Below are 26,150 nucleotides of genomic sequence, written 5' to 3' on the forward strand. Positions count from 1 at the left end.
GAATGTGACTAGCTAGGGAAAGAAAATGAGCGTGCCACCCGGCACGCTCAAAATCTTTCGGTTCGTGTAGAACTACTTGTTCTCGTAAGAGTCGGAGTAGTTCTGGCCGTCCTCAGAGGTCCACTTCATGGTGTCCTTAGTGAACGGCTGCTCCCAGCCGTTTTCAATCTCGGACTCCGGAGCGGTCGGCAGACCAATCTCGTTTTCCAGTGCACCGTTGGCGACCCAAGTCTCGCGAATCTTACCAATCAGTGGCTGTGCACCGTTGGTCTCCGGGGACTCAACGAAGGTGACATTCTCGTATTCAGCGGCAACTGCGTCGCCGGCCTTCTTAGCGGACTTGAACTCGCCAGCTTCAGTACCGTACGGGGAGGTGAAGGAAGAAGCTGCCTCGGTGATGGACCCAGGCAGGTCAGATTCTGCCACATCCTCGCCAGCAGCGTCGCCCAGACCCAGACCGTTCATAGCCTCGTTAGCCTTGTCCTTAGCGCCGTCAGCAGCGTCGCCGGCCTTGTCCTTAGCGCCGTCCATAGCGTCGCCAGCCTTATCAGTGGCGTCGGTTGCTACCTGGCCAGCCTGATCCTTGGCGTTGTTAGCAGCATCCTGTGCATCATCGGAAGAACATGCAGCCAGGCCGCCGAGAAGAGCGGCGGAGCCGACGATTGCGGTAGCGATACGGGTCATCTTCTTGTTCTGCATTTCAAACCACTTTCTTGAGAGCTAACTAAGTTACCTATTCAATTATTGGCATGTTCCACTATTTGCCCGATATTAAATTCAAAGAGAAAACGACAATTCTTTCGAATATCAGGCATTGGAAGATGGTGTGGCTTCAAAGCCCTACAGAAAGAACACTAGGTAATTCTGAGGCTTGTGCAAGTCAAACTGCGTGAATCTGTGTACTTTATGCACTATTTGTTACCGAATTTACGTGATTGCGAAATTGGAATAGTGCTGGTGAGGGCGTTGCGAGTAACGGAAAGGTATCAATCTTATTAAGCTTGATGTTTATTGCTTATTTTCTTTCCCCGTGGGGTTGGAGCTGCGGGCATCGTCGTCAAGCGTGTACTTGCCATCTGGCAGGACGAACCATGCCAAAAGGTAAAGAGCTAGGAATCCAGCGCCAATCTTCCAGCCAAGCATCGATCCAACGCAGGGGAGGATGATATAGACCATTCGCGTGAAAGTGATATCCCAACCTTGGCTTTCCGCAATTCCTGCGAGGACGCCACCGAGGAGGCGGTCATTACGCGAGCGGTAAATTTTCTTGGTGGATCTTTCGGGAGCGGCGTCGCTCATTAGATAAATACTCCGAGGTATGGATATTTAGGTATTTCCGGTTGATTGCGCTTATACGTAAGTTTCCTTCGGCATGATAATCCATGCTGCAATGTAGAGAAGAAACTGCGGGCCCGGCATCAGGAAAGACGCGACAAATATAACGCGCAGCAAAGTCGCATCCCAGTTGAAATACTCAGCGAACCCACCGAGCACACCGGCAACCATTTTGTTATTGGTGGAACGGGTCAGTGACTTGTTGTTCATACTTATCAAGGGTAGCCCTAATCCGTTTAGTTCGCAGTGGTGCTAGCTCTACTAAATGTTCACTAAATGTTCCGACTAAAACAGCATGCCCCAGCTAAAAACACCGCTGCCCCAAGACGGTTAGGTGGGGTAGCGGTGTGGGCGTCGTCAAGCGAGTTTTACTGGGCGAGTGCTAGCAGTCGTAGTAGAGCTCGAACTCCTGCGTTGTCGGGCGCAGACGTGCCGGCATAATCTCGTGCTCGAACTTGTAGCGGATGTGCGCGTCGATGAGGTCCTTTGTGAAGACGTCACCGGCGAGCAGGAACTCGTGGTCCTCCTCCAGTGCGTTGAGGGCACCCTCCAGCGAATGCGGGACGGTGGGAACATCCTTGAGTGTCTCTGGCGGCAGCTCGTAGAGATCCTTGTCAATCGGCTTGCCCGGCTCGATGCGGTTCTTGATGCCGTCGAGACCAGCCATCATTGCGGCGGTGAAAGCCAAGTACGGGTTGCCCGACGGGTCCGGAGCGCGGAACTCGATGCGCTTGGCCTTCGGGTTTGCGCCGGTAATCGGGATGCGGATGGCAGCCGAGCGGTTCTCCTGGCTGTAGACCAAGTTGACGGGGGCCTCGAATCCCGGAACCAGACGGTGGTAGCTGTTCATCGTCGGGTTGGTGAAAGCCAGGACTGCGCCGGCGTGCTTCAGGATGCCGCCAATGTAGTAGCGCGCCATGTCCGACAGGCCACCGTAACCGTTTTCATCGTGGAACAGCGGCTTACCATCCTTCCACAGCGACTGGTGGATGTGCATACCAGAGCCGCCATCGCCAGCCAACGGCTTCGGCATGAAGGTAGCGGACTTCTGGTTGAACTTGGCGGTGTTCTTCACCACGTACTTGAAAGTCTGCATGTCATCGGCGGCGTGCAGCAGAGTATTGAAACGGTAGTTAATCTCCTGCTGGCCACCCGAGCCCATCTCGTGGTGAGAGCGCTCAACATGGAAGCCAACATCCTGCAGGTGCTCACCGATTTCGTCACGAAGATCCTGCATATGGTCATACGGAGCAGTAGGGAAGTAGCCACCCTTGGTGCGTACCTTGTGGCCAAGGTTGCGCGATCCGTCCGGGTTTACCTTCACACCGGAGTTCCACCAGCCCTCAACCGAGTCCACCTCGTGGAATGACTTGTTCGAAGTGGCGTCGTATCGGACGGAGTCGAAGATGTAGAACTCTGCCTCAGCGCCGAAATTACAGGTATCGGCGAAGCCCAGTTTGTTCAGGTAGTTCTCGGCCTTACGAGCAATATTGCGCGGGTCGCGGCTAAACGGCTCGCGGGTGTGCGGGTCGTGGACGAAGAACTTCATGTTCAGCGTCTTCGACTTGCGGAACGGGTCGATGAAAGCCGTGTCCAGGTCGGGCAGCAGCATCATGTCGGAGTTATCCACCGAGGTGTAACCCGCAATGGACGATCCGTCGAAGGCGAGGCCCTCATAGGCTGAGTCCTCATCAAACTCGGATACCGGAACGGTCAGGTGCTGTTCGATGCCGGGAACGTCGGTGAACTGGACGTCTACCCAGCGAATGTCATTGTCCCGGATGAATCGTTGGATCCCTTCCGGAGTTGTCTGGTCACTGCTGGGTCTGAACTTACCCATTGGTAAAACTCGCCTACTTCGCGTCTAGCTTGTTGAGCTTGTTGGTCGTCTTGTCGAACTTGCTGGTCACTATGAAATTGTGCGGCTTGTTTGTGCGTGGGGTGGAGCGTTGAGGTGGCGCTCGACCTCATGGTTAATCGAGCCCACACAGTCCGCGTCAGCTACTTCAGCAGTGGAACATCCCACAGGTTCAGCTTGGTGCCGATGCCCTTTGTCAGGGCGTTGTCGTAGACATCGGTGGCCCAGGCGACGTCCTCGACTGGCATGCCTCCGATGGAGTAGCAGAAGATTTCCTCGTCGTTCTGGCGTCCCGGAGCCTTACCGGAGGCGATATCGCCAATGTTGACAAGCTTCTCGGCGGGAAGAGTGCCCTCTTCCTTCATGTCCCACCAGCGGTTACCCGGAATACCGAGCAAGTGCTCATAGGTCACGTCTGGGCCGTTTTCGTTGAACCACTCTTCGTACAGGCCGGTGTAGTCAACGACGAGGTTGCAGTCGTCGGAACGCACGAAGTCGTCGTCGAGGCGTGCAGCGGCCGGCATGAGCAGCAGCGCGCCGGGCTTCAGGTACTCCTTCTTGAAGTACGGGAAACCGGACGGGCCATCGGAGGAAGTCGAGGTGCCGGCGATGAGGATGTCGGAGTCGCGGATGGCCTCTTCTTCGGTCTCGACGATACGGACCTCTTCAAGCTGTGGAAACTCGTTCTTAATCCAATCGACAGCTTTCTGGGTCGAAGCCTGGGAGCGGCCCTTGACCTTAACCTTCTTGATGCTCGGACGCTGCGACATAGCAGAGCCGAGAATGGTGCGGCTCATAACACCCGGGCCAATGATGCCAACGACCTCGGCATCTTCGACGGCCAGGTGCTTGACGCCGACACCCGGGACAGCGCCAGTGCGGTATGCCGAAAGGAGGTTTGCCGACATGACAGCCTTCGGTGCACCCGTAATTGCATCGTTGAGAATGAACAGGTGAATCGAACGTGGCAGGTCCTTCTGGCGGTTATCGGCATTGGAGCCGTACTACTTCACGCCTGCGCCATTGAAGCGACCACCGAATCCACCCTTGGTAGCCGCCCCCGCATTCGTCCCTCGCGTTCTCCCTAGCGCCACCCTCGCACTTATGGCCAATTTTCTGGCACCTATCGATGGTTTTCCTTCACTTGTCGACGATTTTTCGTCACTTCTCGATAACTGTCCGGCTCTTATGCGCACGGTGTTCTCCCCACCCTGTCACTTGTCGATACGCTGTTCACATATGGCCACGCTATAGCGCATCGACAAGTGAATATTGCATCGATAAGACCGGGGAGGAGAGTGCGCGACTCTACTCGTGCAGGAGGTGCGGCCCTTTTGTGGTGGTATATGGTCCTGTTCAGGGAAGTGGCCCGGAATCGCGCACAAATTCGTGCTCACATATGCGCGCGTATGCGGGCCCAGGCACCCGCAGCCAGCATGGCCGCAACGAAAAACCGCCTGGCCACATTAACTGTGGTCAGGCGGCATCTAACAAGCTCATTGGGCGGCCATGAGGAGCAATGGGTGCTGCTCGCTGTGGTCGTCGTGAAGCGAAAACTCTAGCAGTCGTAGTACATTTCGTATTCCTGCGGAGTCGGGCGAAGGCGAACCGGCTCGATCTCGTTTTCGTACTTGTAGTCGATGTAGGTCTGGATGAGGTCCTCGGTGAAGACATCGCCCTCGAGCAGGAACTCGTGGTCGTTGCGCAGAGCCTCGAGCGCGGCCTCGAGAGAGGTTGGAGCCTGCGGGATGTCGGCGGCTTCCTCCGGCGGGAGCTCGTAAAGGTCCTTGTCGACCGGAGCGTGCGGCTCGATGCGGTTCTTCACGCCGTCCAGTCCGGCCATCATCATGGCGGCGAAACCAAGATACGGGTTGCCCGACGGATCCGGGGCGCGGAACTCGATGCGCTTTGCCTTCGGGTTGGAGCCGGTGATCGGAATGCGAACAGCGGCAGAGCGATTGCGCTGCGAGTAGACCAGGTTAATCGGAGCCTCGAAGCCCTTGACCAGGCGGTGGTAGGAGTTCAGGGTCGGGTTGGTGAAGGCCAGTACCGCACCTGCGTGGTGCAGGATGCCGCCGATGTACCAGCGAGCAATGTCCGACAGGCCTGCGTAACCGGCCTCATCGTGGAACAGCGGCTTGCCGTCCTTCCACAGCGACTGGTGAGCGTGCATGCCCGAGCCGTTGTCGCCAGCCAGCGGCTTCGGCATAAAGGTGACGGACTTGCCCTCTTCCCAGGCGGTGTTCTTGATGATGTACTTGAAGGTCTGCAGGTCGTCTGCAGCGTGCAACATCGTGTTGAACTTGTAGTTGATCTCCTGCTGGCCACCAGTGCCGACCTCGTGGTGGGCGCGCTCCAGGTCGAAGCCGGCATCAGCGAGCTTCAGGCACATCTTGTCGCGCAGGTCCTGGTAGTGGTCGTACGGAGCGGTAGGGAAGTAGCCGCCCTTCAGGCGAGTCTTGTAACCCAGGTTTGCAGAGCCGTCCAGGTTCTGGTCCTTGCCGCGGTTCCACCAGCCTTCGATGGAATCAACTTCGTAGAAGCCGCGGTTGGTGTCGGTCTCGAACTTGACGTTGTCGAAGATGTAAAACTCCGCCTCGGCGCCGAAGAAGCAGGTGTCGGCGATGCCGGTGGAGATGAGGTATTCCTCCGCCTTCTTGGCGACGTTACGCGGGTCGCGGGAGAACGGCTCGAGGGTAAACGGATCGTGGACGAAGAATTTGACGTTCAAGGTCTTCGCCTTGCGGAACGGGTCAATGCGCGCGGTGCTCAGGTCGGGCAGCAGAGCCATGTCGGACTCGTCGATGGAAGTGAAACCACGAATCGAGGAACCGTCGAATGCCAGGCCTTCGGCCATCGCGTCCTCGTCAAATGCGGATGCCGGGATGGTGAAGTGCTGCTCGATGCCGGGAACATCCGTGAAGCGGACGTCTACGAACTCGACGCCCTCTTCCTTGATATATGCGACTACTTCCTCGGGAGTTTTGAAGGACATGTGCGGTCTCCTTAGTTGGCCTTGTTTAGTACACAGCAGGGAATTCTTGCACGATGTTTCGTGCACCTGCCGCGCTGTCAAGGACTGGCCGGTTGACGCCTTTAAGCTTAACGAACCACGCATTCATTCTGGAATTAGAACCACGAATTTCTGACATGGCGCGTGAGGAATTCACCAATACGGAATGGGTTACGCAAATAGGGAGCGGGTTATCTGTTTGTGGAAACTCGGCAATACCCTGCGCATTCGCGTCACACATGCTTTACGACGAGCCTTTAGCTCCCATGCTGATAAGAAAATGGAAAAGGCGACGCAACATCGCCCCCGGATTACCCCCGCGTAGGCTGAGTGGCTGTCCCAGCCCGTGATTTGATAGCCGGATTACTGCATTAGACTATGAATCCATGGAAGAAAAGCACAGTTGGCTAGATGGCCCTCAGATTCCGGGAGAGTTCGATAATCCGGACAAACTCTCGGACTATCCCGGCCAGGCGTTGGGTCTTGCCCCCGATGGCCCAGGCTCGCAAGCGACGCTGATGCGTCGCGTCGGCGGCATTCTCATTGACTGGATCATTTCCCTGATGATTGCCGGCGCTTTTTCGATGTTCTTCGGCCCGAGCGAGGAGCAAATTGACCAGTTCGGAGATTCGTTTATCGCCTGGCAGTCATTCCTTGCGACCTATACGCCAGTTGTCTTCCTCATTATTGGCACGGTGTCGGTTTGGCTGTTCGCCCGCACTCCGGGGCAGTGGATGATGAAGATGGGCGTCGCTCGCGTGGACAAGCCCGGCGCGCGAGTCGGCTTTGTTCGTGCCTTCTTCCGCAGCTTGCTTACTCTTTTCTTACTGCCGCCAGCAATCACCGACTCGGATATGCGCGGCATGCACGACCGCGCCACTGGCACGGCAGTTATTTTGGGGTAGCGCTGTTTGGGTTAGCGCTATAGCACCAACACGACCAGGACTTGGGCGAGAATGATCTTCATGATCATGGCCATCGGATACACCGTTGTGTATCCCATTGCCGGCAACTCGTTCTTGGCCTGGTCGTTGACGTATGAGAGCACTGCCGGGTGAGTCTGCAAGCCCGAGAGGATACCCGCAGTTTGACCGAACGGAATCTTCAGCACGCGGTGACCGACAATGAGGGTCAACAGTGCGGAGCTAAAGGCGATGATGGCGGCAAGGCCCAGAACTGTCAGTGATGCCGGGTCAGACAACGCAGCCTGGAATCCCTTACCAGCAGTAGTGCCGATACCAGCCAGGAACAGTGCCAGACCCATGGTGCGGAACGCCAGGTTGGCCGAGTAGGGGATAGGCCAAACCAACGGGCCAGTGCGACCAACAGCACCCAGAATCAGCGCCACAACCAGTGGACCACCAGCGGATCCCAGGGCTAGCGAGCTGCCGCCCGGAAGCGGAATCTTGATGAGACCGACCAATACACCCAGCGTAAGCCCAAGGGTGAGAGGCAAGAGGTTGACGTCGGAAAGCTTCTTGTAAGAGTCGCCGAAGAACTTTGTTGCGTCCTTGATTTTCTCTGGTGGTGCAACCACGCGGACGCGGTCGCCAAGCTCGAGGCGCATGTTTGGTTCCGCGACGATGTCGTGGTCGCCGCGGCGAATACGCGTAATAATCATGCCATCCATACGAGTCTGAAGCTCCGCAATGGGTACGCCCACCACGTCAGATGCGGAGACGAAGATGCGACGGAAGTCCAGGCGACCGTCGTGTGTCGGATCACCTGGCATAAGCTCGCCAATGTACTCGGCGGCACGAGCAATTTCTTCCTCTGTACCGACGACGGAAATAATATCGCCGACGGAGACAGTGTCACCCGGAGATGGAATGTAGAGGTGGCCCTTATACTCGATGCGTGAAACCGTGATGTCCAAACCGAACTTCGACGGAAGGTCAGTGATGGACGGCAGGTCGTCCTTGAGGACCTTGATGTCCCGAGTATGCAGCGGAAGCGCGGCGACACCTGCGTCAATAGCTTCCTGGTCGTGATCGACGCGGAAGACCTTCGACATAATACCGATTGAGGCAATCACTGCCAGCACGCCGATTGGGTAGGCCAGGGAGTAACCAATCACCGGCATATCGTGGGCAGCGGCCAGCTCGCCCTTATCCGAAATGAGGCTAGGAAGAGCATCGACGATTGCTGCCATAGCCGGGGTGTTGGTCAGGGCGCCTGTGAAGGCACCTGCGCCCTCCACCGGGTCGATAGGCAAAAACTTGATTAGCAAGAAAGACTCGATAGTGACAACTGCGAGCACACCAATGCCGAATAAGTTGTGCTTGATACCGCGTGAGCGTAACGAGCTGAAGAATTCGGGGCCCGCCTCCAACCCGATGGTGTAGACGAATAATGCCAGGCCCACGATGTAAATCAGCGGGGAGATTTGAATTTCCGGCTCAATGGTCGCGAGGATAAGGCCGACGAAGAGGACGGCAGCCACGCCAAGCTTGAAGCCGAAGATCTTGATCTGGCCAATTGCCAGGCCAAGAAACAAAATCACTAGAAGCGCTAAGAGTTCATTTTCAGCCAAGAGTTGCACATATCCCATGGTGGCACAACTAGCAGTAATCTTCATTAAGCATTGTTTTCAGCAAGGATATAACCTTTGCTGACGGCGTGATAAGTGAGAGTAATCACTTCAACAAGACATCAATAACTGTGTTTGAAGTCGTGGTTTTGGACTTCGTTTTAAAGCTTTAGAGCAGAAAAAAGGGGCCCGAAAGCCCCTTTTTTCTGCTTCAACCTAGGTTGTCCCTCGTCGGGTTGCCCGAGCAACTGGCTCTGGTGAAACCTAGCTAAGCCTCTGGTGCTTCTTGCCGCGGTTTGCCGCACGGCGCGCACGACGGTTCATACCGGCCTGTGGGTTAGCTCCCTTCGGCATCGGCCCCTTGGGCATGTTCGCGCGCGCATCGCGAATGCGGTCCATCGACTGGATGCGCTCATTCAAAGCATTGGCCTGATCCTTATTCAGGTTGCGCGGCAGACGCATGAGTTCGCGCTGCAGCTTCTTTGGCGGGACCTGCCCCTCGTCGCTGCCAGCAATCATGTCGTAAATCGGAGCTTCGCCCGCAATGCGTGCCAGCGACTTCTTCTCACGAGCAATCATCTGCTTGACGCGGTTCGGGTCACCTTCACCGACCAGCACAACACCGGCGTTACCAATAACACGGTGAACAGCATCCATGTGCTGATTAGCGACAACACCGGTCTTGACGTGCCAGACATAGCCAACGCCCTGACGCATATTGTCCAGCGTCCACGCCGCAGCACCGGCCTGGCCTTCTGCCTCTGTGTAGAAGGAAGCCTCAAGACGCTTGGAGAAGATGTACATCGCGACCATAAAGCCGATCGAAATACCAATAATCGTCAGAACCCAGGGCCAGACTCCACCAATGAGCAGGCCAAGCAATAACAGAAGGATAATCGGACCGAAGAAGCCCAGTGCCATGTACGGCACGAGCTTGTTGTCCCGCGAGCGCTGCAGCTTAAACGCTTGCCACATCTGGCTACGGGTCTGCTTACGCTGAGCGCGCTTGGCGGCGCGGTTCGCCTTCTTCATTTCTTTCGCATCATTGGTCGCCATAATCACCAACTTTAGGGCATGCGATGTAGTTTTAGGCAATAGACCGCGCCGTAGCGCCGTTTCGCTTTACGACGGCGCTGAGGCCGTCAGGCCTCTAGGAAGCCGGAATAGCCGAAGTGACTGGCGTATCCTCCGATGCACCATAGCGGTCGAGTAGGGTTGAGGCCTCCTGCAGGGCGAGGTCGCTGCCGCCGTCGTCGGCAAGCGCGGAGAGATGCTCAGGCAGCTCCTGACCGCGGTGCGCCAGCGCGCGGGCGTAGAGCCGTCCAGCGCGGTAAGAGGAACGGACTAGCGGTCCTGACATGACGCCAGCGAAGCCCATCTCTTCGGCAGCCTTGGAGAGTTTGACGAACTCTTCCGGCTTGACCCAACGGTCAATTGGGTGGTGCAGCGGGGTGGGCCGGAGGTACTGCGTAATTGTCAGGATGTCGCAGCCGGCTCCGTGCAAATCTTCCATAGCGGAGATGATTTCGTCGTAGGTTTCGCCCATGCCCAGGATGAGGTTGGACTTGGTAACCAGCCCAGCTTCGCGAGCACGAGTGATGAGTTCCAAGGAGCGCTCGTAGCGGAATGCTGGACGGATGCGCTTGAAGATGCGCGGCACCGTCTCCAAGTTGTGGGCGAAAACCTCGGGCTTGGCATCGAAGACCTGCTGTGCGGCGGATTCGTCGCCACGGAAATCGTCGACCAGGAGCTCGACCCCCGTATTCGGGTTGAGCTCGTGAATCTGTCGGCATGTCTCTGCGTAGAGCCAGGATGCGCCGTCGGGCAGGTCGTCGCGGGCGACACCGGTGATGGTCGCGTAGCGAAGATCCATCTCGCGGACGGACTCGGCGACACGGCGCGGCTCGTCCTTGTCCAAGGGATCCGGCTTGGCAGAGTTAATCTGGCAGAAGTCGCAGCGGCGGGTGCACTTGTCGCCGCCGATAAGGAAGGTGGCCTCGCGGTCTTCCCAGCATTCGTGAATGTTTGGGCAGCCAGCCTCCTGACAAACTGTGTGCAGGGAGGCGCCCGAGACACGGCTCTTCATGTCTTTATAGCTGGGGCCCGGGCGAACCTGGTTGCGGATCCACCGTGGCTTGTTTTCGATAGGGGTCTCGGCATTTCGTGCCTCGACGCGCAGTAACTTACGTCCTTCTGGCTTAACAGTCACAGTTTCACCCTACTTGTTTGTTGATGAGTACTCGAATATGCCGGTAGTGGAGTTGTGCTTCACCCGGTGTGGCAGGCCCTTCGTGGGGTCGGGCGCGGAGCCAAAGGAATGGTCGGCAACGGTCAGACGGCCTTCCAAAGCATCTTGTAAATCCGCCAGAAGCGACTCTGTCATCTCTGACACGCTAACATCTCGGTCAAGCTCCCGGGATAGGGTGGTCACTCCAGCATCGGAGATGCCACACGGGATGATGTAGTTGTAGAACTCCATAGAGTTGTCGCAGTTCAGACTCAGTCCGTGCATGGTCACATCATGAGTCACGCGGATTCCCAGTGCCGCAATCTTTCGGTCGCTAATTCCGTTTGATGCGGGAATCCATACCCCCGAGCGGCCATCGATGCGGCCAGCAGCTGCGATGCCAGCCCGGCGAACGGTTTGAATGAGGGCTTCTTCCAGTCTGCGGACGTAGTCCACCACATCGACCGGCTGAGCGAGCTTGATGATGGGATACATCACAAGCTGGCCCGGGCCGTGCCAGGTGATGCGGCCCCCGCGGTCGACATCGACGACCGACAACCCATTGGTAGGGCGGTCCTCGGGCTGGGTGCGCTTTCCTGCTGTGTAAAGACTCGGGTGCTCGAGCACGAGAATCTGATCTGGAATCAGGTCTTTCGCACGCTTGGCAGCAAGGTCTGCCTGTAGGTGCCAGGTCTCTTCGTAGTCGACAAGACCCAGGTGCTGAATCTCGATGTCGGAGCTAGAGTCTCGAATGGATTTATCTGCGCGAGTAAAAGGTTTTCTTGGGGCAGTCATGGTGGCCTATAGGATACGCCGAATTTCTGTGGGCCTTAGTTTTCTTGTTACTTGGATAGCACCAGCCACAAAAATACCCCGGTGGTCACTAGAAAGTGACCGCCGGGGCGAAAGTGGCGTGCTCTTGTTGGGTTTAGCCGAAGACGACGCGCAGGATGGAAACGGTAATTGCCGAGATAGCTGCAGCAGCCGGCAGAGTGATAACCCAGGCCAGACCAATCGGCTTCATCAGGTTCCAGTTAGCGGCGCGGTTAACGATACCGACACCGAGAACAGCACCAATCAGAATGTGGGTGGAAGAAACCGGCAGACCCAACAGGGAAGCGATCATAACGACCACAGCAGCAGAGAGCTCTGCGGCGAAGCCCGACGCCGGGTGCATCTTAGTCAAGCCGGAACCGACAGTCTGAATAACGTAGCGACCGATGAACCACAGACCGGAAATCAAAGCGACACCCATTGTGGCCATGACTGCCAGCGGAACACCAGACTCAGAAGAAATTTCGTTGGTACGGAGAACATCCAGAATTGCCACGAACGGGCCAAGTGCGTTAGCGATGTCGTTCGAACCGTGGGAGAAAGCGAACGCAGAAGCGGTGAAGACCTGCATCCAGCTGAACAGCAGGAAGGTCGAGCGGTCGAGGTCCTGGCGCTTCAAAGTGCGGGCGAAGATGTAAACGGCGAGCCACACGGCGGTGGCAATCATGCCCATAATCAGGAAATTGTCCAGGCCGGACAGGCCCAGGTGCAGGTTCTTGAGCCCCTTGAACAGCATCATCGCGGAGATGACGACGGAGCCCAATGCGGCCAGGCCTGGAACCCAGGCTTCTAGCGCGCGGTGAGCGCGGACGTCATCAACCTTGGACTCGATGTCAACGAGCTGGCGGAAGTAGTCAGACTCCAGGTCATTCCGCTCCCAGTCGGCGTCGCGCATCGTCGTCGCGTCGCGAAGCATCGCGTTGGTGTAAGAGATCTGCTCGTGCTCAGGCAGCTTTTCGAACTCTTCACGGTGCTGAGCCTTAAGATCGGCCTTTTCCTGGTGGATGGCCTGCAGCTGCTGAGAAGCCTTGTCGTTATAGACGAGAATCGACTTCTTAATGCCGCCGAACAGGAGAAACGCGACCATACCACCAAGGAGCGGGGAGAGAACCCAGGAAATTGCAATCTGGCCGATCTGATCCCACTGGACCATGCTCCAGCCACCCTTGCCGGTGATGAAACCGACCGTCAGTGCGGCACCAACGATACCGCCGACGATGGAGTGGGTAGTGGAAACTGGCCAACCCATGCGGGTGGCAACGAGGAGCCACACTGCCGCGCCAAGAAGCGCGGACATCATGATGAAGGCGAACTCCATCGGGTCCAAACCGTGGATCGCATTCAGGTCCACAATGCCGGAACGGACGGTGTCAGTAACCTCGCCACCTGCGAGGACGGCGCCCGAAACCTCAAAGACTGAAGCGACAACTAGCGCCTGCTTCATGCTCAGGGTGCCGGCACCGACTGAAGTACCGAAGGAGTTAGCAACGTCGTTACCGCCGATATTGAATGCCATGAAGACGGCGAACGCGATGGTAATCAGAAGAATTGCCGTATTTGCCTGCGGGCCGACGAAGTCATAAGCCCAGAAGGCAAAAATTACGATGTTGATTGCGAGAAGCCCGCCGAAGAAGAGATGCCACCACTTATCTGAGGAGCTCGATTGCTCAGACGATGTGGTCCCGGTCGACGAACTAGTATTCGCTGGAGCCGAGGACATGCTCCACCTTTCTAAGTTACGTACAGAGAGCAAAAATAGGCACGCCAAAGAAGCCTGCTGTCTAATGATTTCTTAGATTGGTAAAGGCTAATTGCTAACTAGATGACGACTAGGTTAACAAATAATGAATTTAATTATCGCTATCTATGGCTCTCGTTGGCGTAGCTGGAAGCGATAGCCGAAACTGAGTGCGTGGGTGTGTGGCGTTTTCGCATTTCGGCAGTACAAGAAGTATGCACATTTGCTACTTGCGGCTTTGCTTTCGGCTAGACCCTCCCGTTGTTCGCTAATGGCTTAATGGCGCAATAACAGCGCGTAAATTCTTTGTGCCGATGGAGTTAGCTATGTGTGGCTACGCGAAATCTGAGTACTAGCCAAGAAGAGGGTGGCTGCGCATTTGAAGGAATCGCTGATTAGGTTCAACTGCGGAACGAATGCGGAAAAAGAAATACCCGCGTCAGTCGCAAAGTGCGACTAACGCGGGCAGGGAAGAGGTGGAACCTCCTGCTAGCAAGCCAGCTAGATATTTCCGCGGCGCTACCACCCCAGGAGGGGAGTAGGCTGCTTAGAGCTGCAGATCCGATTCGAAGTTAGCAACCTCGAGGCGGTCAACAACGGTCGTCATGAAGCGACCTGCATCAGCGCCGTCGATGAGGCGGTGATCGTAGGTAATTGGCAGGAAGACCATGGCACGAATGCCAATGGCATCTGCCTCATTCTCGGTGACGACTACTGCGCGCTTCTTAATCGCGCCGGTGCCGACCATTGCAGCCTGTGGCGGAACCAGAATCGGGGTGTCGGTCAAGGCGCCCTCGGAGCCAATGTTGGTAATGGTGAAGGTGCCGCCGGACAGGTCCTTCGGGGTCAGCTTGTTATTGCGAGCGCGGTCTGCGATGTCCGCGATAGCAGCAGCCAGCTCCGGCAGGGACATATCCTGAGCGTCGTGGATGACCGGGGAGAGCAAACCACGTTCGGTATCGACAGCGATACCCAGGTTGACCTGCTCGTGGTAGGTAATCTCCTTGGTCTCTTCGTTCCAGGAAGCGTTGACGTTCGGGTGGCTGACCAGAGCCTCAACGATTGCCTTTGCAAAGAATGGCAGGAAGGTCAGCTTCGCGCCGTGCTTCTTCTCGAACTCAGCCTTCTTAGTAGCGCGCAGATCCCAGATGGCAGTCATATCTGCCTCGTGGACCTGGGTCAGCTGTGCGGAAGTCTGCAGAGACTCGAGGGTCTTGGCAGCGGTAATCTCGCGGATGCGGTTGACACGCTGGGTGGTGCCGCGCAGCTCAGCGAGCTCAGGGCGAACGCCCTTGGTGGACCAGTTGGAGCCGGACTCAGCAGCAGTCTCCTGGCCTCCCTCGGCAGCGCGCAGAACATCCTGCTTACGAATGCGGCCGCCAATCCCAGAGCCCTGGACCTTAGTCAGGTCAACGCCGTGCTTGTCAGCCAGCTTGCGAACAAGCGGGGTGACGTAAGGAACGTCCTTGTTGGCGGAAGGCTTGGATTCAGCCTTCGGAGCCTCAGCCTTTGGAGCCTCCTTCTTCGGCTCTTCCTTCTTTGGCTCCGGCTTGGACTCTGCCTTTGGAGCTTCCTTCTTCGGTGCGGCCTTCTTTGGCTGGCCACTGCCAACGCGAGCGATGACCTCGCCGACGTCAACGGTGTCGTCTTCGTCGTAGAGGACCTCGAGCAGGGTGCCTGCGACCGGGGACGGAATTTCGGTGTCGACCTTGTCGGTGGAAACCTCGAGCAACGGCTCGTCGACCTCGACGGTGTCGCCGACCTTCTTCAGCCAGGTGGTGATGGTGCCTTCGGTGACGGATTCGCCGAGCTCCGGCATCTCAACGTCGGTGGCGTCGCCAGCGTCAACGTCAGTGGAATTCTCCTCAGTCTCCTCGTTGGCCTTTACTGGCTCCTCGTCCTTCTCGACTGCAGCAGATGTCTCTTCGGCCTCTTCCTCAGCCGATTCGTTGGCGGCCGGAGCAGCGTCTGCATCGCCAACGCGAGCGATGACCTCGCCGACGTCAACGGTGTCGTCTTCGTCGTAGAGGACCTCGAGCAGGGTGCCTGCGACCGGGGACGGAATTTCGGTGTCGACCTTGTCGGTGGAAACCTCGAGCAACGGCTCGTCGACCTCGACGGTGTCGCCGACCTTCTTCAGCCAGGTGGTGATGGTGCCTTCGGTGACGGATTCGCCGAGCTCCGGCATCTCAACGTCAGTAGCGGGACCGGAAGCGGCCTTCGGTGCTTCCTTATCTGGCTCTTCAGCTTCTTCCTTCGGAGCCTCTTCCTCAGTCTCCTCTGCGGAATCGTCAGCGCCTTCCGGCTCTTCGCCCGGCTCGCCGACCTTTGCGATGACCTCGCCAACATCGACGGTGTCGTCTTCTTCAAAGAGAATCTCGGTGAGAACACCGGCGACCGGAGATGGAATTTCGGTGTCGACCTTGTCGGTGGAAACCTCGAGCAACGGCTCGTCGACCTCGACGGTGTCGCCGACCTTCTTCAGCCAGGTGGTAATGGTGCCTTCGGTAACTGATTCACCGAGCTCCGGCATCTCAATAGAGGTCGCCATGTTTGTGCACTCCTCGAAAAGTTAAGAAATCTCGTTTTAAGACGGTTATTACAAATTAGCTTACAGGTTGAAAACTCTGCTTGCCCCGTGGGCTGCGCCCGCTTTCGACTGGTGCGTGGAATAGCTCATTTCAGCCAGGATTCCAGCCGGGTGGGGCGCAGTCGGATGACCGGCTACTTCGTTGCCAAATCCTCAATCACAGAGAACATCGTCCGAACCGGAACGCCAGTGCCCCGCTTCGGGGTATAACCATACTCCCCGGTGGTGTTGAAGGCCGGACCGGCAACGTCGATGTGAACCCATTCAACATCCTCACCAACGAATTCGCGCAGGTATGCAGCTGCAACGCTCATACCGCCAAAGCGAGAGTTCGTGACATTCCGCAGGTCAGCGACCGGAGAATTCAAGGCCTCTGCTAGCTCAACTGGAATCGGCATTGCCCAACCATTTTCACCAATGCTCTGAGACAGCTCTGCAACACGGTCACGGAACTCGTCATTACCCAGGACACCCGGGGTGCGCTCGCCAAGAGCGACCAGCTGCGCACCGGTCAGGGTGGCGGTGTCAATCAGGTGAGTCGGCTTGTCTTCGCAGGCGCGGACAATGGCGTCCGCGAGTACGAGACGGCCCTCTGCGTCGGTGTTCAGAATCTCAATGGTCTTACCGCCGTACTGCGTAATGACATCGCCCGGACGGTACGCCTTACCGCCCGGCATGTTCTCTGCCATCGGAACGGTTGCGGTCACCGGGGTGGAAACACCCAAACGGGCAGCCAGGACGACTGTGGCAATAACTGCCGCAGCGCCGCCCATATCGGAAATCATGTTCTCCATGCTGGCGCCCGGCTTCAGCGAAATACCGCCGGTATCAAAGGTGATGCCCTTACCGACCAGCCCCAGCGATTTCTCTGCCGACTCATCGCCCTTCCAGACCAGACGCACCAGGCGCGGCCCGCGCGAGGATCCGCCACCCACGGCATTGAGGCCTCCGAAACCGCCGGCGCGCAGAGCGTCGTCGTCAAGCACCTCGACCTCGAGCTCTGCGTCACGGCCCAGCGCTGCAGCAGCGTCAGCAAACGTCTCGGGGTAGAGGTGCGACGATGCTGTATTGACGAAGTCACGCGCGGTGGCAACGGCATCCACAATCGCCGCAACGCGCTTTACGACGTCGTCATCAGCGCCCAACACGACCACCTTCTGGGTGTCCTCGTTGCTTTCTTCGGCGCTCTTCTGGCCGGAGTAAGCGTAAGCGCCCAGTGCAAAGCCCTCGGCTGCAGCCTGCGGATCGATGGCGCCGAGAGTGTTAAAGACCACCTTGGCCTTGGACATACGGCGGGCAGCGGCACCGCAGGCACGGCGGATATCCTCTGCATCCAGGTCCTCAGAACCCACGCCAACGCCCGTGACACTGTCGACATCCAGGCCAGCGGGGGCCGGAATGGTGGTCACGGACTCGGCCTTAGCACTGGCGGAGACTGCCTCAAAGGAGGCGAGCAGCTGCTCTGCAACCGAACCGATGGCCTCGGGTGCGACCAGCTCGACGCCATCCTCGCCGTCGATAAGCGCGACGAGAACCGCGTCGGCGTCCGCGGGCAGAGACTTGTCGGCAGCGATGACCACGCGAGTGCCGATAGCCGGCAGGTAATTGGACAAAATTGCGGCGTTGCGAGAGGCGCCGAACTGCGTCGAATCATTGTTAGCGGGGACTGGCATGTAGTTGCATCTCCTTGTAGTCGTACTATGTGGTACACCACCGTATCCCTATTTGCCGGTTCGTGTCCTTCACCCCTGGACAGCGGACCGACGAGACAGCGCCACGACTATTGGAATGTACCCGCGCCTAGTGCCCGCGACGCTGACATTAGCCTGACTAACACGGTCTTTCGGGGCGAGTATTGATACGACTCGATCCTCGACGGTTTAGGATGAAAGACATGTCTGCTTTGGAATTTGCAATCGAACGTAACCCGAATCCACTCTCTGATGTCGAGCGCGAGGAGATTCTGGCCAACCCCGGTTTTGGTAAGCACTTCACCGACCACATGGTCCGAATTGACTGGACTGCAGACAAGGGCTGGCACGACGCCAAGCTGCAGGCATATGGTTCGATTGAAATGCAGCCGTCTTCTTCGGTCCTGCATTACGGGCAGTCGATTTTTGAGGGGCTGAAGGCGTATCGCATGCCGGATGGTTCCATTGTTACTTTCCGCCCGGAGCAGAACGCTCGTCGTTTCCAGCGCTCCGCTGACCGCATTGCGATGCCGCAGCTGCCGGAGGAGACCTTTCTCGAGGCAATCCGTCTGCTGGTTGAGGCCGATGCGGCATGGGTGCCGCCAGCTGGTGGCGAAGAATCCCTGTACCTGCGTCCAATCATGTTCTCCACTGAGAGCACCCTGGGTGTGCACCCGTCGAACTCTTACACCTTCCTGCTCATCGCTTCACCTGCTGGCGCGTACTTCTCCGGTGGTATTAACCCGGTGACCGTGTGGATCTCCCACGAGTACGTGCGTGCCGCGCCGGGAGGCACCGGTGCTGCGAAGTTCGCAGGTAACTACGCAGCTTCGCTGGCGGCTCAGCAGCAGGCAGAGGAAAAGGGCTGCGACCAGGTTGTGTGGCTGGATGCTGTCGAGCGTAGGTACATCGAGGAGATGGGCGGCATGAACCTGGCGTTCATCTACCCGGATAAGACCGCTGACGCTGGTGTTCGCCTGGTGACTCCAGAGCTGTCCGGTTCGCTACTGCCGGGCATTACCCGGGCATCGTTGCTGCAGGCTGCTCAGGATCTGGGCATGAATGTCGAGGAGCGTCGCATTTCCACCGAGGAGTGGAAGAATGATGCCACTTCCGGTGTCATGAGCGAGGCATTCGCCTGTGGTACCGCTGCCGTCATCACCCCGGTCGGTTTTGTGAAGTCCGCTGAGGGTGAGTTTGAGATTAATAACGGCAACACTGGTGAGTGGACTATGAAGCTGCGCGAGCGTCTGACTGGTATTCAGCACGGTGAGGTTGAGGACACCCACGGTTGGATTCACAAGCTCGTTGAGGCTTAAGTTTCGGCGTAAGTCGGAAAAGATAATTTAATAGTTGTTACGAGAATTAGTACTTTCGCAGCCCCTGATTAGTATTTGCTGGTCAGGGGCTGCGTTTTTGCTTCGCTGGTTCCCCAACAGCTGTGCGGTTTTCTCATGGTTCATGAATTGTTCAGAGGGCATTTGTTTAGCCATTAAAAATACCTCTAGCGTGACCGGGGTCACTGTGAAAAACTACCAACACGATTGGTTTTTGTAGTTGGGAAAACAGTTTGAGGTGCTGTGATGGTGGTAGTTCAAGACTTTTTTAAAGATAGTTTTTCGTCAAGTAGTTCAAAGCGCCTAAGGGTAGCCATCGTCGTCACGCTGTTGTTGGCGGCGTGGACGATCGGGTTTAGCGCAATCCCGGCTCCTGTGGCGGCAGCTCAAGATACGCCGCCACCGTCCGGGGTGGAACAGCCCGCTCCTACGGGCGAAGGGGGCACGGGCGAAGCAAAAGCAGAGCTAATCATGGATCTGTCAGGCTCGATGCTTGCCGACGATGCCGGAGGCACCCGCCTCGATGCGGCAAAGCGCGCATCCACGGAGCTGATTGACTCCCTCCCGGATGATGCGCTACTTGGCATGCTGGTTTATGGCCAGCGCGAATCCAGCGATGAATCCAACCGCGAGCGAGGTTGCCAGGACATCGAGGTGCTGTCGCCGGTTCAAAAGGTCGACAAAGAAGGCCTGAAGAGCAGGATTGCCGGGTTGAAAGCTCAGGGCTACACGCCGATTGGCAATGCACTGCGTAAGGCGGCTGATGAGCTTGGTTCAGACGGTGAGCGATCAATCATCTTGGTTTCCGATGGAATTGACACCTGCGCACCGCCACCGGTGTGTGAGGTTGCGAAAGAACTGGCGGGGCAGGGCGTTGGCCTGACCATTCACACCGTGGGCTTCAAGGTTGATGAAGAAGCTCGCGCTGAGCTTGAGTGTGTTGCGCAGGCAACTGGCGGTCAAAGCATGACTGCTGATGATGCCACCCAGCTGGCAGACCACATGAAGTTCTTGGCTCAGCGGTCAGTGCAGGGCTACGAAACCACGGGCACTCCGTTCGAGTTCTCCGAGACTAAAGAAGGCGCGAAGTGGCTCGGCGAGGGCAAGTACCAAACGACGCTGGTGCCAGAGGTCGCCCAGCACGATCGCACCCCGCTCTACTACCGAATCGCAGTGCCGAAGGGGCACAACGCGATTGTTACCTCAAAGGTGTTGGCGAATATCGATGCTGAGGGTAAGGGGCAGCAGAATGTCCGAACTGAAGTTGACGAAATCATCAATGAAACCGGCGGAAAATGCCAGGACGACGGTCGCATGGGGTCGCTGACAGGCGCCGAAGCTAGTGCCGATTCGTGGACTCCAACTTCGGCTGATGCAAGCATTCTTGAATGGGATAGCGACCGCATAGAATCCAGTTGTGATCAAACCAAGTGGCTCGTCGCAAACAACGTGTGGGTCTATGACAGTGAATCAGTAGCAGATTATCGTGATGAACCCGTGAAGGTCGAGGTTAGCGTTCAGTTTGAGCCAGTGCTGAAGAAGCAGGATGCTGACAAGCTAAATGAAGGGCGGTCTTCCTCTGGCGACAAAGCCTACAAGAAGGCCACTTTTGGGGAAGCCAAGCCTGTAAGCGGTGGCAATAACGCAGCTCAAGCCCCGGAAGTCAAGTCTGGGGACACTATCTCCGACACAATCGTTCCCGGTGAGCAGAAGTTCTACAAGATCCCCGTCGAGTGGGGTCAGCGACCAGTGATTGCTGCCCGTACTGGAAATTCGGAGCGCGATAATGCCGATTCCATGGGAGTTGCTCTGTTGAATCCATTCGAGGTTTCCGTGGCGGATGGAACAATGCACTTTTATCAGGATTCCGAGGACCTGAATTTGTCAACAGATCGTCCGGTCGAATACAACAACCGAAGTACCAATGTTGGCGGACAATCTATAGCCAACGCCGGCTATTACTACGCGACTGTCCGAATGGCTAACTATCGCCCGGATGAAGAGGTCAGTGGTATCGATCAGCCGTTCCAGCTCGCATTCCTCCTGGACAACAAGCCAACTAAGGGGCCTGACTGGCGACCGACCGACAAGAACGGCCCGACTTCATCCGATAAGCCGATTCTGGCCAAGGGAGAGTCGGAAAAGGATTCGTCTAAGGAATCTTCGGAAGATGCGTCGAAGGAATCTGACTCCCCGGATACGGATTCTCAGGCATCCGCATCCTCGTCGGACATGGAGGACGAGGGTATGAGCCCGCTGGTCATTGGCACCATTGTGGCAGTGGTCGCCGTGTTTATCGGCATCGCAGGCGCAATCGTCTACCAGAACAAGAAGCGCAAGGAGTAAGACAAACCGTAAGCTCAGGAAGCTCCTGAGCAGGAGGGGCTAACCCGCAAGAATGTGTCCGCTCGGCATATCGCCGGGTGGGCACACTTTTTCTGCTTAACCCCAAAACTGACAGGCCAAGAATGATACTTACAGGCCAAGAACGATGGGCTGCAGATGTGAAGCTGTGCGAGTTTATGACACTTTCAGGCCATTTTTCGGACCATTTTCGCCATAAACGCAGTCAGTAACTCGCATCGGTCCGCCGTCGCTAACATAACCGCAGTCACTAGCCCCCCCGCAGAACCCAAACCCCACAGAACCCAAACCTGGGAGTATTACCCCAACATAGAAAAGCGCATCCCGTGCATTGCTGCGACGGGACGCGCTTTTTTTAATTAGCTGGGAGGCTAGAAGGTGTGCTCGTTCTTGGCGCCCCGGCAAACGGTCGGCGCAAAATAATTTGGGCGAGCCCCGAAACGAGCCTCCTGTACTCCGCCTTCCCGGCGGTGTGCCCTCAGAATACGTCCGCGTCAAAGTGACCGTCAATAGTTCTTTTTAAAGAAAACCCCAACGGGGGCAATGCGTGCATTTTCCCTGCTAGAACCCTATGGCAAGTACCACGGCACAGACAGCGCATGTTACCTCAATGACCGCACCAAACACGTCGCCGTTGACTCCTCCAAACCTCTTCACGCAGTGCTGTGTCAGCAGCAGTGTAACGCCGAAGCTCAGCACACAAGCGGCTACGCCCACGAGCCCAATCAACCCGCCCGACACAGCTAGCAGCAGTGTCCACCAGCAGGCCACCGTCACGGTGGACTGTGTACCAGCCGTCAGGGAGCCGAAGCCGCTGTTCGAAAAAGGCGGAAAGCCACGCCAGCAGGCAGTCGTTGCCGCCGCGCGAGAGGCCACAAAAGGCAAGCACAGCACAACCACGCTCGGCCACATCTGACCAGCAGACCAATGTGACAGCACACTAGCCACAATCACGGCAAAAGCAGTCGTCGTCGTCAACATCGTCAGCACGATGGAGCCCACGCCCATTGGGCCGGTGCTCGGATCGCGCAGCACCTCGCGCGCGCCCTCCGGCGGTTTATACGAGCCGAGGGCATCTGCCACATCCGCCAGCCCATCCAGGTGCATGGCGCGGGTCAACATCTGTGCCGCCACCGTAATCAGGGCGCCGCCGAGGATCGGGGTGACGTCGTAAAGCGTGGGCGTGCGTGACGACGACGTTGCGAACAGCCCCGCCGTGATGAGAACTGCACCCGCGGCAGGAACGAGCCCAGCTACTGGCAGTGCAGCGATGGCGCGGCGGCCGGTAATGCGGTCGAACACGCTCGCGCCTTTGAAAGGCAGGACAGTGAGCCAGGACAGGGCAGTGGTGATGGCCTCAGCGACGGCATTGCCGTGAGCGGAGGGATCACCGTCGAGGTTGTCCTGGTGAGACGGGCCGGCTTTGTCGGACAAGTCGATTAGTCCTTGGTGCTTACGCCTGCGTCGGCGAAGGTAGCCATGTTGCGCAGGACGGATACGCCGGACTTGACCAGCGGTAGGGCAGCGACGGCGCCGGAGCCTTCGCCAAGACGCATCCCGTATTCGAGAAGTGGTTCCTTATCCAGGTGTCGAAGGGCAAGCGCGTGCGCGGGCTCTGCCGACTTGTGGCCGGCGACCCACCAATCGCGCGCGCCCGGCGCGAGCTGGTCAGCTAGCAGAGCTGCGGATGTGACAACCACTCCGTCCAAAATCACAGGAGTGCGACGCACCGCTGCCTGAGCCAAGAATGCGGCCATCACAGTCATATCCGGCGAGGAAATACGACGGAGCACCTCAACCGGGTCATTGCGCAGGCGACGCACGCGGAACATGGCATCGCGCACGGCAGCGACCTTGAGCTTCCAGCCCTCGTCATCAATGCCAGTGCCTCGGCCGACGACGACAACTGGTTCGGAGTTGGTCACGGCACCGATCAGCGCTGCGGCTGGAGTGGTGTTTCCGATGCCCAGGTCGCCGGCAATGAGCAGGTCAGCGCCTTCATCAACGGCGGCGTCGGCAATCGCGATACCCGTGCGGATGGCCTTATCGACCTCCTCCTCGCTCATCGCATCCTCGCGGTCGATAGAACCGCAGCTGCGACGGATACGGTATGGCCCTTCGGCATCGTGGTCGAGGGAAATGTCCACACCGGTAACTGTGGCTCCCGCGATGTCAGCGATAGCGTTCACGCCGGCGCCCTTTGCCTCGATGTTGGCAAGCATCTGGATAGACACCTCGGACGGGTACGCGGACACCCCGCCCTGGGCAACACCGTGGTCACCAGCGAAGACATAAACACGACAATCGTCTAGGTCACGCGGAGGGCATTCTCCCTGGCACGCCGAAATCCAAATGCCGAGTTCTTCCAACCGGCCGAGTGAGCCTGCGGGTTTAGTCAACTGCTCATGGCGCACGCGGGCGGCTTGTTCAGTCTCTTCGTCAGGGCGTGCTACCGGTCCAAAATAATCCGCGTTCATACTCTCAAACGCTACCCGAAAACGATTTGTGTACCGACCATTGGTACACAGTTATTCGCATTGCTAGGAAGACCGTCATAGGAGGAGAGGCGTGGAGTGAATCTAGCTCGCCGCCTTGACTTCCATAGGGCAGCCCGCCACAACTAAGACAACACGATCACAGACAGCTGCGAGCTGCTGGTTGAGAAGGCCAATTTCATCACGGAAAAGCCGCCCTGAGCGGTGCTCGGGAATGACACCGAAGCCCACTTCGGGCGACACAATGAACAGGTCGGAATCTGCGGGGAAGTTGCGCACGGCGTCGACAAGCGAGTGTGTCCACGGCGCGACGCTGCCCCTCGGCGCCTCCCACAGCCCCTGCGCGTCGAGGATGTGCGTCAGCCAGGTGCCGACATCGTCGAGCAACATGCGCCGCTTCGGCGACGCGAGAGCATCCACCGCATCGACGTCATCAACCGTGTACCAGACCACTCCGTGCTCTTGTGCCTGGGCTTGACGACGAATGCGGTGCTCCTTGACCCTGGAGTGAAAGTCACTATCACCGGGCCAGGGCCGTGCAGTTGCGATGTAGTGCAACACCGCTGAGGCTGCGGCATCTGAGGCACAGTCGGTTGAGGCTGCGGCGGTGGCCAGCAGCTCGTGCTCAGCCCATGAGGACTTGCCTGAGCGGGCGCCACCGAGAACCAGAGTGCGCATGGCAGATGGAGGCTACTTGATCTCGTCGCCGATGTTGACCTGCGGACGCGGAGTACGCAGACGACGCGGCTGAGAAGCGCGGGAGTAAGCGTAGAAGCCCAGCCCCCAGGCTCCCTCGGTGGTCTTCGGGAAGCGTTCGCGCGTCAGCTTGATGGCACGGCGGCCGATGTAGATACCTTCGATAATCAGGGCGATGATGAGAACCATCGCGATGAGAGATGCGATGTTGGCCAGCTTTGGCAGGGAAGTGCCAATCATCATAATCAGCAGCAGAATCAGCGCGAACGGGAGGAACACGTTAGCGAGGAAGCGACGGGAATCAACCCAGTCGCGGACAAACTTGCGCTCAGCGCCCTGGTCACGCGGCAGCATGTAGCGCGGATCGCCGGCGGCCATGCGCTCGTCGGCAATGCGGCGCTGCTCACGTCGCTCTGCTCGCTCGCGTGCCTTGGCGGCCTTGAGCTCTTCCTTGGACATGGAGGCCTTGAGCTCCTTGCGGCGCTGGCGAGCTTCCTTAGCGGTTAGCGGTGCCTCGACCGGGCCACGGCGGATGCCGCGTGCGCGCTCAACCTCGTTGCGCTTCGGGGTGGGGCGCCCCTTCTTGGGAGTAAAGGCACCGCTGTGCTTCTTCTCGGGCTGCTGAGACTCCGAAGCGGTGTCCTTGGCTCCGCTGGATGCGGTCGCGTCGGTGGTTACGTCTCCGGCGTTGGTTGCGTCAGCTTTAGTTGCGTCAGCTGCCTTGGACTTTTTGTCATTCTTTTTCCACGGTAGATTCACGACCCCAGATTATAAGGTCTTCAAGGTGCTTCCCTAATTTGGTTGCAGGTTGAGGGCCAGGGGCTGGGCAAGGGGCGTGGTTTTTGGCGTGGCCGCCGCGTGGGGTCGGAGGCGGAGAGAGCGCCGTTGGGGCGTCGGAGGCCGTGGTGCGGTTGCGAGGTGGCGGCAAGAAGAGACTTCAGAAAAAGAGAAAGAAAAAGAGAGCCCAGAATTGGGAATTAAAGACTGGTCGGTATGGTTGTGATAAATAATGACGTAGCCGACCTTGGGGTCGACTCGCATACTTAAACACTTCAACAAGGAGGACACGCGCTATGACTACTGCTCAGAGCACTGGCGTTACCCTGACCGAAGCTGCGGCTGCCAAGGCAAAGGCACTTCTGGATCAAGAAGGTGCCACCGACCTGGCACTGCGTATTTCCGTGGCTCCGGGCGGCTGCGCCGGCCTGCGCTACCAGCTCTACTTCGATGATCGCAGCCTCGACGGCGATGTCGCCGAGGTTTTCGGTGGTGTCAAGCTGGTTGTTGATCGCCAGTCGGTTCCGTACCTGTCCGGCGCCACTATCGACTTCGCGGACACTATTGAGCAGCAGGGCTTCACCATCGATAACCCGAATGCCACCGGCTCCTGTGCTTGCGGTGACTCCTTCAACTAAGTCATTAGCTGAGCAGAGCTGTCAGCA

Annotated in this window: 20 protein-coding genes and 1 pseudogene; 4 read left to right on the top strand and 17 right to left on the bottom strand. The window is 57.7% G+C overall.

Annotated elements, in window-relative coordinates; genetic code table 11:
- Positions 1-72: 72 nt before the first annotated feature.
- From HMPREF2860_RS09815 to glnA (HMPREF2860_RS09845), 6 genes and pseudogenes are all read right to left on the bottom strand, one after another.
- Positions 73-699: a hypothetical protein gene (locus tag HMPREF2860_RS09815; RefSeq protein ID WP_049181593.1), complete on the bottom strand. Its 627-nt coding sequence runs from the start codon at positions 697-699 to the stop codon at positions 73-75.
- A 309-nt stretch (positions 700-1,008) separates the two neighbouring features.
- Positions 1,009-1,299 carry a PspC domain-containing protein gene (locus HMPREF2860_RS09820; protein ID WP_049181591.1) on the bottom strand — a complete coding sequence of 97 codons (291 nt, stop codon included), beginning with the start codon at positions 1,297-1,299 and terminating at the stop codon, positions 1,009-1,011.
- A 51-nt stretch (positions 1,300-1,350) separates the two neighbouring features.
- Positions 1,351-1,545: a PspC domain-containing protein gene (locus HMPREF2860_RS09825; protein ID WP_038625912.1), complete on the bottom strand. Its 195-nt coding sequence runs from the start codon at positions 1,543-1,545 to the stop codon at positions 1,351-1,353.
- Positions 1,546-1,717: 172 nt separating this feature from the next.
- Positions 1,718-3,175: a type I glutamate--ammonia ligase gene (gene glnA / locus HMPREF2860_RS09830; RefSeq protein ID WP_070628860.1), complete on the bottom strand. Its 1,458-nt coding sequence runs from the start codon at positions 3,173-3,175 to the stop codon at positions 1,718-1,720.
- A gap of 161 nt (positions 3,176-3,336) precedes the next feature.
- Positions 3,337-4,230, bottom strand: a pseudogene (locus HMPREF2860_RS09835) (tyramine oxidase subunit B); the annotation flags it as partial.
- 521 nt (positions 4,231-4,751) lie between these two features.
- Positions 4,752-6,188: a type I glutamate--ammonia ligase gene (gene glnA / locus HMPREF2860_RS09845; protein WP_038625898.1), complete on the bottom strand. Its 1,437-nt coding sequence runs from the start codon at positions 6,186-6,188 to the stop codon at positions 4,752-4,754.
- Between the two features lie 404 nt (positions 6,189-6,592).
- Between glnA (HMPREF2860_RS09845) and HMPREF2860_RS09850 the strand changes: the two genes are divergently transcribed.
- A complete protein-coding gene (locus HMPREF2860_RS09850) occupies positions 6,593-7,111 on the top strand; it encodes an RDD family protein (protein WP_070628861.1) in 519 nt (172 codons plus the stop codon).
- Positions 7,112-7,128: 17 nt separating this feature from the next.
- Here the strand turns inward: HMPREF2860_RS09850 and HMPREF2860_RS09855 are convergent, their stop codons facing one another.
- The 7 genes from HMPREF2860_RS09855 to HMPREF2860_RS09885 all read right to left on the bottom strand — a co-directional run bounded on the left by HMPREF2860_RS09855 (position 7,129) and on the right by HMPREF2860_RS09885 (position 17,798).
- Entirely contained in the window at positions 7,129-8,748 is a 1,620-nt protein-coding gene (locus HMPREF2860_RS09855; RefSeq protein ID WP_191622166.1) for an aspartate:alanine exchanger family transporter, read from the bottom strand.
- 252 nt (positions 8,749-9,000) lie between these two features.
- Positions 9,001-9,792, bottom strand: a complete 792-nt coding sequence (locus HMPREF2860_RS09860; protein WP_070628862.1) for a DUF4191 domain-containing protein — start codon at positions 9,790-9,792, stop codon at positions 9,001-9,003.
- 94 nt (positions 9,793-9,886) lie between these two features.
- The gene (gene lipA / locus HMPREF2860_RS09865; RefSeq protein ID WP_038625894.1) at positions 9,887-10,945 is read right to left on the bottom strand and encodes a lipoyl synthase; all 1,059 of its coding nucleotides are present in this window, start codon (positions 10,943-10,945) and stop codon (positions 9,887-9,889) included.
- A 9-nt stretch (positions 10,946-10,954) separates the two neighbouring features.
- The gene (lipB, locus tag HMPREF2860_RS09870) at positions 10,955-11,758 is read right to left on the bottom strand and encodes a lipoyl(octanoyl) transferase LipB (RefSeq protein WP_038625892.1); all 804 of its coding nucleotides are present in this window, start codon (positions 11,756-11,758) and stop codon (positions 10,955-10,957) included.
- Between the two features lie 133 nt (positions 11,759-11,891).
- On the bottom strand, positions 11,892-13,517 hold the full coding sequence (locus HMPREF2860_RS09875) for an inorganic phosphate transporter (protein ID WP_070628863.1): 1,626 nt from the start codon (positions 13,515-13,517) through the stop codon (positions 11,892-11,894).
- 565 nt (positions 13,518-14,082) lie between these two features.
- A complete protein-coding gene (gene sucB, locus HMPREF2860_RS09880; RefSeq protein WP_070628864.1) occupies positions 14,083-16,086 on the bottom strand; it encodes a 2-oxoglutarate dehydrogenase, E2 component, dihydrolipoamide succinyltransferase in 2,004 nt (667 codons plus the stop codon).
- Between the two features lie 173 nt (positions 16,087-16,259).
- Positions 16,260-17,798, bottom strand: coding sequence for a leucyl aminopeptidase (locus HMPREF2860_RS09885; protein ID WP_083309526.1), 1,539 nt, complete (start codon positions 17,796-17,798; stop codon positions 16,260-16,262).
- 221 nt (positions 17,799-18,019) lie between these two features.
- Here HMPREF2860_RS09885 and HMPREF2860_RS09890 point away from each other — a divergent pair, with 221 nt between their 5' ends.
- On the top strand, positions 18,020-19,135 hold the full coding sequence (locus HMPREF2860_RS09890) for a branched-chain amino acid aminotransferase (RefSeq protein WP_038625886.1): 1,116 nt from the start codon (positions 18,020-18,022) through the stop codon (positions 19,133-19,135).
- A 489-nt stretch (positions 19,136-19,624) separates the two neighbouring features.
- Complete coding sequence (locus HMPREF2860_RS09895) at positions 19,625-21,499, top strand: vWA domain-containing protein (RefSeq protein ID WP_070628865.1); 1,875 nt, start codon at positions 19,625-19,627, stop codon at positions 21,497-21,499.
- 579 nt (positions 21,500-22,078) lie between these two features.
- Here the strand turns inward: HMPREF2860_RS09895 and HMPREF2860_RS09900 are convergent.
- The 4 genes from HMPREF2860_RS09900 to HMPREF2860_RS09915 all read right to left on the bottom strand — a co-directional run bounded on the left by HMPREF2860_RS09900 (position 22,079) and on the right by HMPREF2860_RS09915 (position 25,467).
- Positions 22,079-22,951 (bottom strand): adenosylcobinamide-GDP ribazoletransferase, encoded by an 873-nt coding sequence (locus HMPREF2860_RS09900; RefSeq protein WP_070628866.1) that lies wholly within the window; start codon positions 22,949-22,951, stop codon positions 22,079-22,081.
- Positions 22,952-22,956: 5 nt separating this feature from the next.
- Entirely contained in the window at positions 22,957-23,994 is a 1,038-nt protein-coding gene (gene cobT / locus HMPREF2860_RS09905; protein WP_038625882.1) for a nicotinate-nucleotide--dimethylbenzimidazole phosphoribosyltransferase, read from the bottom strand.
- A 102-nt stretch (positions 23,995-24,096) separates the two neighbouring features.
- Positions 24,097-24,690, bottom strand: coding sequence for a bifunctional adenosylcobinamide kinase/adenosylcobinamide-phosphate guanylyltransferase (locus HMPREF2860_RS09910; RefSeq protein WP_038625880.1), 594 nt, complete (start codon positions 24,688-24,690; stop codon positions 24,097-24,099).
- 12 nt (positions 24,691-24,702) lie between these two features.
- Positions 24,703-25,467 carry a DUF3043 domain-containing protein gene (locus tag HMPREF2860_RS09915; protein WP_038625877.1) on the bottom strand — a complete coding sequence of 255 codons (765 nt, stop codon included), beginning with the start codon at positions 25,465-25,467 and terminating at the stop codon, positions 24,703-24,705.
- A 314-nt stretch (positions 25,468-25,781) separates the two neighbouring features.
- Here HMPREF2860_RS09915 and HMPREF2860_RS09920 point away from each other — a divergent pair, with 314 nt between their 5' ends.
- Positions 25,782-26,123: a HesB/IscA family protein gene (locus HMPREF2860_RS09920; protein WP_005512007.1), complete on the top strand. Its 342-nt coding sequence runs from the start codon at positions 25,782-25,784 to the stop codon at positions 26,121-26,123.
- Positions 26,124-26,150 lie beyond the last annotated feature (27 nt).

Source organism: Corynebacterium sp. HMSC064E10 (assembly GCF_001812505.1).
Lineage (GTDB): Bacteria > Actinomycetota > Actinomycetes > Mycobacteriales > Mycobacteriaceae > Corynebacterium > Corynebacterium amycolatum.